We start from the raw sequence: 8,177 nt of genomic DNA, 5'->3' as shown, positions 1-8,177 counted from the left end.
AGCAAATCTTTGTTAAAGATTTTTGAAGGCATATCAGTATTCCGTTTTAAACGCCTTTCCCCCGCGTTATCAAAACTCCTCAAAAAAGCGCCAATCAGCGCAATCAGCACGCCCTTTCCTGCGCAAATCCAGATTTTAGGTATGTAATATTAGTGGTGCCAGAAAAGCCCATATATCTGTACTGGCCGGTTAGCCGCTTGATGCCAGTCGCGCTTGCCCCCACCATGCTTCCCTGGCGCCGCATTAAAGAATGCATTGATAAGGAGCAACAAGATGGCCAAGGTATTGATGTATACCACCGGGGTTTGCCCGTTCTGTGTCATGGCAGAGCGACTGCTGTCGCAACGAGGCGTAGAACAGATCGACAAGATCCGCGTGGATCTGGAACCCGGTCGCAAGCAAGAGATGATGGAACGCACTGGCCGCCGCACCGTGCCGCAAATCTATATAGGCGACACTCACGTCGGCGGTTTCGATGACCTCTCCGCGCTGGATCGGGCGGGTGGCCTGGCGCCCTTACTGGCGGATGACTGAAGCTGGCAGCGCCCGGACTTTCGTGCGATGATTTCGGCCGCAGTCATGGCGCTCTGCGCGCTGTGGCCCGAATGCAGCGCACTTGGCATTCAAGCAAACATGAGACGGTTTTTTTAAATCAAGAAGCGCGCGGCCCCGCCGCAATACAAGGAAGGATGTCGCGATGAGCGAACAGAACCAAGACGCGAAGCAACCGGTTTTCGCGATTCAGAAAGTGTATGTCAAAGACGTTTCGCTGGAATCGCCCAACAGCCCCGGCGCTTTCATGGAACAAGAGCAACCTGAGTTCAGCGTGCAGTTCCGCAACCAGGCCACCGGCTTTGACAACGGCTTTTATGAAGCCCAGCTGACCGCCACCATCCAGGCCAAGGTAGGCGAACGCACCCTGTTCCTGGTCGAAGCCACTCAGGCCGGCCTGTTCTCCATCGAAAACATCCCTGCTGAAGAAATGGAACCGCTGCTGGGCATCGGCTGCCCAAGCATCCTGTTCCCGTACCTGCGCGAAGCCGTGTCTGACCTGACCACGCGCGCCGGTTTCATGCCTTTCCTGCTGCAACCGATCAACTTCGAAGCGATCTATCTGCAGCAACGCGCTCAGCAAGCTGAAGGCGCCGATGCCGACGCAACGACTCACTAAGTCGCTGCTCACCGCGCTGCTGCTATGCAGTGGCGCGGTGCACGCACTCGATATCCGCTCAGCCGTCCGCCATGGCGTTGTGCTGTACCAGGCGCCGCAAGATTCCGCCCAAAAGCTGTTTGTGATCAGCCGCAATACGCCGGTCGAAGTCTTGTCCGAAGCTGACGCGTGGGTGCGGGTACGTGATCGCGACGGCACGCTGGCCTGGGTTCACAAGGCTGATCTATCCACCAAACATATTGTCGTGGCCATCAAGGCGCTTGATGTTCGCCAGCAGGCGGATCAATCATCGCCCGTGGTGTTGCACGCCGACAAAGACGTCTTGTTCGAACTGGTTGATAACAATCGCGCGGGCTGGCTCAAGGTCAAACATCGCGACGGCGCAACTGGTTATGTTCGTATTGAAGAGGTTTGGGGCGCATGAAACTAGCAGTTCTGGGCGCAGGCGCCTGGGGTACCGCGCTGGCGATCCGGTTTGCCGGCCAGCATCAGGTGGCCCTGTGGTGTCGCGATCAACAACAGGCCAGCGATATGCAGGCCGCGCGCGCCAACACGCGTTATCTTCCTGATTCTCCGTTTCCCGATAGTCTGAGTGTCCATGCCGATCTCCCGGCCGCCATTGCGGGCGCCGAGCTGATCCTGCTGGTAACGCCGCTGTCCGGCTTGCGCCCGACGCTTAAAGCGCTCACTGCCGCGGGTTCGTGCGCGCCCGTGCTCTGGGCCTGTAAAGGGCTGGAAGCGGGCACGATGAAGTTTCCGCATCAGGTTGCCGACGAGGAAATGCCTGCCGATGTGCCACGCGGCATGTTGTCCGGCCCCAGCTTTGCGCAAGAAGTGGCGCGCGGTTTGCCTTCGGCCGTCACCATTGCCGCCAGCGATGCTGACTTCGCCCAGCGCACCGCCACCGCGCTCAATACGTCGGTGCTGCGCCTGTATGCCAGCGATGATCTGGTCGGCGTCGAAATTGGCGCTGCGGTTAAAAACGTACTGGCCATTGCCGCCGGCATTTGCGATGGCATGAACTACGGCCTCAACGCGCGTGCAGCGCTGCTGACGCGTGGTCTGGCCGAAATGGCGCGCTTTGGCGCGGCGCAAGGCGCTCGCCCCGAGACCTTTATGGGCTTGGCCGGCATTGGTGATTTACTGCTGACCGCCACGGGCGATCTGTCACGCAATCGCCGCGTCGGTTTGCTGCTGGCAGAAGGCCTCAAGCTCGATGATGTGCTGAAAAACCTCGGTCACGTGGCCGAAGGGGTGCCCGCCGCGCGCGAAGTGCTGCGTCAGGCGCAGGCGTTGGGCGTGGATATGCCGATTACCGCGGGTGTTTGCCGCGTGCTGTTCGACGACGCCGCCGTGGTGGATGTGCTGCAAACGCTGATGGGCCGCGCGCCCCGACGCGAAGGCGAGTAAAGCTGATCTGTGCTCTTACGTCAGTATTGATCGCATACGCTAACGCCCGGTTTTTCCGGGCGTTTTTGTTTGTGCCGCAAATAGTTCCGCCACCGATCGCACGTCAGCAAACGATCATCAATCTGCAACACACGACGCGTAGCGTCGGGCGCACAAACCCACGGAGATGTGCCATGTCCGACGCTACTACGTTCGAGGCCGCACGCAGCGGCCCACGCCCCTCGCTCGAAAAACAGAACGGCCCACTCGCGATCGGGCTGTTTGGTTTACTGCTGTTGGGCGGCATTGTGTTTACCGTTTTCAGCCTGGCGCACGATATCGATGCCGCCGCCACCGCCACCAGCAGCTGGTTGCCCTACATCCTGTTGGGCGTCGCACTGCTGATCGCGCTGGGCTTCGAGTTCGTCAACGGCTTTCACGACACCGCCAACGCCGTTGCCACCGTCATCTACGCGCACTCGCTGCCCGCCACTTTTGCTGTGGTGTGGTCGGGCTTCTTCAATTTTCTTGGTGTGCTGTTTTCCAGCGGCGCGGTCGCGTTCGGGATTATCTCGTTGCTACCGGTCGAGCTGATTCTGCATGTTGGCAGCCACGCCGGTTTCGCGATGGTATTTGCACTGTTGATTGCGTCCATCATCTGGAACCTGGGCACCTGGTGGCTCGGCCTGCCCGCGTCCAGTTCGCATACGCTGATTGGCTCCATCATCGGCGTGGGCCTGGCCAACCAGTTCATGTCGGGCAACAACGGCCACACCACTGGCGTGGATTGGTCGCAAGTGCTCAACGTCGGCAAATCGCTGCTGCTGTCGCCACTGGTGGGTTTTTTCTGCGCCGCGCTGCTGTTGCTGCTGATGAAATTTCTGGTGCGCGCGCCGGCCCTGTACAAAGAACCTAAGACCAATGCCCCGCCGCCGTGGTGGATTCGCGGTTTGCTGGTGCTCACTTGTACCGGCGTCAGCTTTGCGCACGGTTCCAATGACGGCCAGAAAGGCATGGGGCTGATCATGCTGATCCTGATCGGTATTCTGCCGACCACCTACGCGCTTAACCGCGCCTTGCCGCAGCAAGAAGTGGTCACGTTTCAGGCCGTATCGCAGCAAGTGCAGGCCACACTGAAAAAACACAGCAGCGACGCCGCACCGCAGGATTACCGCGGCGCCGTGCAGCACTTTATCCAGACCCGCACCATTGCGCCGGACACGCTGCCCGCCGTCACCGCATTGGCCGCGGCGATCTCAAGCCAGACTGCGCAGTACGACACGCTCAACCGCCTGCCCAATACCGTGGTGCAGAACGTGCGCAACGACATGTACCTCAATTCCGAAGCGCTGCGTCTGCTGCTGAAAGACGCGCACAGCCCACTGACCGGCGATGATGCGGTGGTGGTTGCCAACTATCGCAAGACCCTCGATAACGCCACGCGCTTTATCCCGACCTGGGTCAAGATCGCGGTGGCCATTGCCTTGGGCCTGGGCACCCTGGTGGGCTGGAAGCGCATCGTGGTCACGGTCGGCGAAAAGATCGGCAAAAGCCACCTCACCTACGCGCAAGGCGCGAGCGCAGAACTGGTCGCCATGACCACGATCGCCGCTGCCGATATGTATGGTCTGCCGGTCAGCACCACGCACGTGCTGTCATCGGGCATCGCGGGCACTATGGCGGCCAACCATTCGGGCTTGCAGATGAGCACGGTGCGCAATCTGCTGATGGCGTGGGTGCTGACGCTGCCTGCCGCGATGGCGCTCGCAGGCGGTCTATACTGGTTGTTCAGCCGCTTGGGCGTATAAGCCTCAGCGTGGCAATGCAATATAAAAACGGGCGCTCCAGGCGCCCGTTTTTTTCGCTCGTGCTACCGGCTCCGGCTAACTGGCGTCGTGCAGAAAGCGCCGCTGCGCCGCCACGAAATCGGCCAGATGCGACAGGAACGGCACATGCGCCGCGCCGCGATGCGTCACCCGTTGCGCGCCCGCGATGTGCTGCTCCAACCATTGCCCGGCCGCAAGCGGCGTCATCGCATCGCGATCGCCATATTGCAGCAGCACCGGCAGCGCCAAGCGGCCCACGTCAGCGCGCAGATCGGTATCGCGCAAAATCTCCAGCCCGGCTTTCAGCGCCGCGGCATCGGGCTCGCCATGGCCAAACAGGTCGTCAATCAGCCGCCGCGCCAGCTCGCGCGCCTCGCCGCCGCCCATGGTTTGCAGCGACACAAAGCGCTTGAGCGTACCGCGCCAGTCCCCGCCCAGATTGTCAGTAAATTGCTGCAATACCGACATCGGCGTGGCGCATGACCAATCCTCGCGCTGCGCAAAACTGGGCGAAGACGCCACCAGGGTTAGCGAGCGGATTTTCTCTGCTTGCTGCAACGCCCATTGCGTGGCGACCGCGCCGCCCAAAGACCAGCCCACCACATGCACCGGCAATGGAAACGCCGCGTCCACCGTATCCACCAGTTGCTGCAGCGTGTATGGCGTTACCGTGTCGCTGCGGCCGCAGCCTGGCAGATCAACCCGATGGCAGCAAAAGTCGTCGGACAGCGCCTCGGTGACCTGCCGCCAGACCATGCCATTCATGGCCCAGCCATGTAAAAACACCACGTCCGCGCCTTGGCCGACGCTTTCAAAATACAAACTCAAGCTGGATCCCCTGGTGCGGCGGCTCCGCCCGGCATTGCAGGCAGGTCGCGCAAAATTTCGATCAGATCATCCGCCAGCTGCGCCACGGTGGCGGTGTTGTGGGCGGCGGACAAGGTAATGCGCAAGCGTGGCATCGGCACCGTGGGCGGGCGGATTGCCGCCACCCAATGGCCACGTTGGCGTAATGCCTGCGAGGCCGCCAATGCTGTCGCGCTATCGGGCATCAACACGGGCTGGATCGGCGTGGATGAGGGCATTAACGCCACGCCCGCTGCCAACAGGCGCACGCGCAGCAATTCAATATGCGCCTGCAAGGCCACGCGACGTTCCGGTTCGGTCTGGATCACGCGCAAGCTGGCTTGCGTCACTGCCCCCAACAAGGCGGGCGCCGCCGTCGTATAGATATAGGGCCGCGCATGGTTGATCAGATAGTCGATTACCACCGCCTCGGCCGCGACAAAAGCGCCAGCGCCGCCGGCCGCTTTACCCAGCGTGGCCAGATAAACAATGCGCGGGCTGTCCAGCCCGGCTGCGGCCATGGCGCCTCGGCCCTCGCCCAGCACGCCAAAACCATGCGCATCGTCGATAAACAGCCAGGCATCATGCGCTTCGGCCAGCGCCAGCAATTCGGCCAGCGGCGCCTGGTCGCCATCCATGCTGAACACGGCATCGGCCACGATCAGCTTGCGCCGCGCGGGAGTATTGGCCAGCAAATGCGCCAGTTGCGTCAGGTTGTTATGCGCATAGCGCTTGAAGGTAGCGCGCGAGAGCAAACAGGCATCGTTCAGCGAAGCATGGTTCAGCTTGTCGGCAAACACCGCGTCTTCGCGCCCGACCAGGCCGGTGATGACGGCCAGATTGCCCAGGTAACCGGTGGCAAAGGTCAGGGCCGCAGGTTTGCCCACAAATGCGGCCAGGGCGTCTTCCGCATCCTGGTGCGGCTGCTGATGGCCGCACACCAGATGCGAAGCGCCACTGCCCACCCCCCACTGCGCCACGGCCTCGCGCGCCGCCGCCACCAAAGCCGGATGGTGGGCCAGTCCCAGATAATCGTTGCTGCAGAAATTATTCAGCGTGCGCCCCGCCACCGTCACCACGGGCCCTTGCGGCGATTGCAGCAGCGGACGTTGGCGATACAAATGGTCGGCGCGGCGTTGGGTTAGTTCGTCCGCCAGTGCGGCAAACGGGGAGGAAGCGTGCGGGTTTATAGCCATGGCCGCGATTGTACGACAACGTTGGCGTCAGGCCAGCCACACGCGCCAGAGCGCATACACCACCAGGCCACCGCCTATACCCCACAGCAGATGGCGCGTACGCCAGACGATGATGCCGGTCACCAGCGCACCGGCCAGTTGCGCGTTATGCCAGCTCAACCACACTTGATCGTTATGCAATAACACAGCGGGGACGGTGATGGCGGTCAGCACGGCGGTGGGCACGTAATCGAGCGCCTGTTTAAGTCGCGGCGGAATCTGCCCCCCACGCAGCCACAAACCCGCACGCACCGGATAGGTAACCGCAGCCATGCCCAGCAGCAGTAACAAGGTATTCATGGCTGGGCCTCCACGCTGGCTTGCGCTTTGGGCGCCAGCAACACGCCCACGGTAATCCCCACCAGTGCCGCCGCCATCAGCCCCAGTTTAAAAGGCAAACCGCGCGCCACGATGGCCACGGCCGCTGCGGCTAAAGCGGCGGCCACATGCGAGCGATCTTTGAGCAAGGGCACCACGATGCCGACAAAGGTGGCCACCATCGCAAATTCCAGACCCCAGTTGGCGATGCCGGGCACGCTCTGGCCCAGCACGATGCCCGTGCTGGTCCAGAACAACCAGTTGCCAAACATCGCCAGCGCCGAGCCCATATAAAAGCGCGCCAACCGTACCGGCTCGCCGCTGTCGAGTTTGTGGAACACGATGGCAAAGGTCTCATCGGTCAGAAACCACGCCATCACCGCGCGCCAGCTACGCGGCAAGGCGCTGACGGCAGGCAGCAACGCCGCGCTGTACAAGGCGTGGCGCAGATTAACAATAAATGTGGTGGCGATAATGATCGGGGCCGACGTGCCCGCCGCCAGCAAGGTCACGGCAATAAACTGGCTGGCGCCGCCGTACACCAGCGCGGACATCAGCAAGGTGGCCCACACCGGCAAACCGTGCGAAATGGCCAGCGTGCCATAGATGATGCCAAACGGCGCAGCGCCGATCAGCATGGGCAGTGTGTCGCGCGCGCCCTGCCAGAAGCCAGCGGGATGGAGGTTCGGCGCGGGTTGTGCCGGGGAGGAAGTGATTGCAGTCATGTTGCGCATTCTAACGGACACTTCCGATTTCGCCCCGACACAGTGCATGCCGCGCGACGGCCAAACAGTGTGCAAACAGTGCATAATTGCGCCCACAAAAGCACGACGACCCCGCCGCCCATGCCCACCCGATTTCGCTGGCATCACTCGCGATGCCTTGCTCCCCGCGCCTTGCAGCCCTGGCTGGCCGAGCGCGGATCACTGACCGCCCGGTTGGTGGCCCATTACCCCCAATTCAGCGTGCGCGTGCTGCGCCAGCGCGAACAACCGCCACATGGCGACGAACTGGCCACCTTGCAGCAACGGCGGCGCGCGCGGGTGTTAACGCGCGATGTGCTGTTGATGAGCGGGCAAACGCCATTGGTATACGCCCACAGCGTGGCCACGCGCAGCGCCGTACGTGGCGGCTTTCGCCGCTTAAAAGGCATCGGCAATCGCTCGTTGGGCTCGATGCTGTTTGCCGACCCCACCATCCGCCGTAGCCCGCTGGCCTGGCGGCAGATCGACCGCCGTCACCCCTTATGGCAACAGGCGCACGCCGCAGTCGGGCCATTGCCCGCGCGCTTGTGGGCGCGACGTTCGCTGTTTATTACCGGACCGGATCGCTTGCTGGTTACTGAAGTATTTCTGCCGCCCACGTTTTGATGCGGCGCTGATCGCATCGAAA

At 62.0% G+C, this 8,177-nt stretch carries 10 protein-coding genes; 6 read left to right on the top strand and 4 right to left on the bottom strand.

Translation table 11 applies throughout. The features are described 5' to 3' along the window. Positions 1–273 precede the first annotated feature (273 nt). The 5 genes from grxC to WG78_RS06705 all read left to right on the top strand — a co-directional run bounded on the left by grxC (position 274) and on the right by WG78_RS06705 (position 4,368). A complete protein-coding gene (gene grxC, locus WG78_RS06725; protein WP_053937008.1) occupies positions 274–534 on the top strand; it encodes a glutaredoxin 3 in 261 nt (86 codons plus the stop codon). 163 nt (positions 535–697) lie between these two features. After that, positions 698–1,171, top strand: a complete 474-nt coding sequence (gene secB, locus WG78_RS06720) for a protein-export chaperone SecB (protein WP_053937007.1) — start codon at positions 698–700, stop codon at positions 1,169–1,171. After that, entirely contained in the window at positions 1,149–1,595 is a 447-nt protein-coding gene (locus WG78_RS06715; protein WP_053937006.1) for an SH3 domain-containing protein, read from the top strand. Before secB ends, WG78_RS06715 begins: the two co-directional genes overlap by 23 nt. After that, positions 1,592–2,581: an NAD(P)H-dependent glycerol-3-phosphate dehydrogenase gene (locus tag WG78_RS06710; RefSeq protein WP_053937005.1), complete on the top strand. Its 990-nt coding sequence runs from the start codon at positions 1,592–1,594 to the stop codon at positions 2,579–2,581. The genes WG78_RS06715 and WG78_RS06710 overlap by 4 nt, the downstream gene beginning before the upstream one ends. Positions 2,582–2,754: 173 nt before the next feature. After that, a complete protein-coding gene (locus tag WG78_RS06705) occupies positions 2,755–4,368 on the top strand; it encodes an inorganic phosphate transporter (RefSeq protein ID WP_053937004.1) in 1,614 nt (537 codons plus the stop codon). Positions 4,369–4,443: 75 nt separating this feature from the next. Here the strand turns inward: WG78_RS06705 and bioH are convergent, their stop codons facing one another. Genes bioH through WG78_RS06685 form a run of 4 tightly spaced genes read right to left on the bottom strand, consistent with a single transcriptional unit; the run spans position 4,444 to position 7,510 of the window. Then, positions 4,444–5,214: a pimeloyl-ACP methyl ester esterase BioH gene (gene bioH, locus WG78_RS06700; protein ID WP_053937003.1), complete on the bottom strand. Its 771-nt coding sequence runs from the start codon at positions 5,212–5,214 to the stop codon at positions 4,444–4,446. Then, positions 5,211–6,428: an 8-amino-7-oxononanoate synthase gene (gene bioF, locus WG78_RS06695; RefSeq protein ID WP_053937002.1), complete on the bottom strand. Its 1,218-nt coding sequence runs from the start codon at positions 6,426–6,428 to the stop codon at positions 5,211–5,213. Before bioF ends, bioH begins: the two co-directional genes overlap by 4 nt. Before the next feature lie 27 nt (positions 6,429–6,455). Continuing rightward, entirely contained in the window at positions 6,456–6,767 is a 312-nt protein-coding gene (locus tag WG78_RS06690; RefSeq protein WP_053937001.1) for an AzlD domain-containing protein, read from the bottom strand. Further along, a complete protein-coding gene (locus WG78_RS06685) occupies positions 6,764–7,510 on the bottom strand; it encodes an AzlC family ABC transporter permease (RefSeq protein ID WP_083458830.1) in 747 nt (248 codons plus the stop codon). Before WG78_RS06685 ends, WG78_RS06690 begins: the two co-directional genes overlap by 4 nt. A 120-nt stretch (positions 7,511–7,630) precedes the next feature. Between WG78_RS06685 and WG78_RS06680 the strand changes: the two genes are divergently transcribed. Beyond that, entirely contained in the window at positions 7,631–8,155 is a 525-nt protein-coding gene (locus tag WG78_RS06680; protein ID WP_161805076.1) for a chorismate--pyruvate lyase family protein, read from the top strand. Positions 8,156–8,177: the final 22 nt, after the last annotated feature.

The sequence above is a fragment of the Amantichitinum ursilacus genome (assembly GCF_001294205.1).
Taxonomy (GTDB): Bacteria; Pseudomonadota; Gammaproteobacteria; order Burkholderiales; family Chitinibacteraceae; genus Amantichitinum; species Amantichitinum ursilacus.
This window is presented reverse-complemented; position numbering and strand designations above follow the sequence as displayed.

What these genes read in the sequence shown, in the direction of transcription:
- grxC (WP_053937008.1), top strand. Translation starts at nt 274, where the DNA reads ATGGCCAAGGTATTGATGTATACCACCGGGGTTTGCCCGTTCTGTGTC.
- secB (WP_053937007.1), top strand. Translation starts at nt 698, where the DNA reads ATGAGCGAACAGAACCAAGACGCGAAGCAACCGGTTTTCGCGATTCAG.
- WG78_RS06715 (WP_053937006.1), top strand. Translation starts at nt 1,149, where the DNA reads ATGCCGACGCAACGACTCACTAAGTCGCTGCTCACCGCGCTGCTGCTA.
- WG78_RS06710 (WP_053937005.1), top strand. Translation starts at nt 1,592, where the DNA reads ATGAAACTAGCAGTTCTGGGCGCAGGCGCCTGGGGTACCGCGCTGGCG.
- WG78_RS06705 (WP_053937004.1), top strand. Translation starts at nt 2,755, where the DNA reads ATGTCCGACGCTACTACGTTCGAGGCCGCACGCAGCGGCCCACGCCCC.
- bioF (WP_053937002.1), bottom strand. Translation starts at nt 6,428, where the DNA reads ATGGCTATAAACCCGCACGCTTCCTCCCCGTTTGCCGCACTGGCGGAC.
- WG78_RS06690 (WP_053937001.1), bottom strand. Translation starts at nt 6,767, where the DNA reads ATGAATACCTTGTTACTGCTGCTGGGCATGGCTGCGGTTACCTATCCG.
- WG78_RS06685 (WP_083458830.1), bottom strand. Translation starts at nt 7,510, where the DNA reads ATGACTGCAATCACTTCCTCCCCGGCACAACCCGCGCCGAACCTCCAT.
- WG78_RS06680 (WP_161805076.1), top strand. Translation starts at nt 7,631, where the DNA reads ATGCCCACCCGATTTCGCTGGCATCACTCGCGATGCCTTGCTCCCCGC.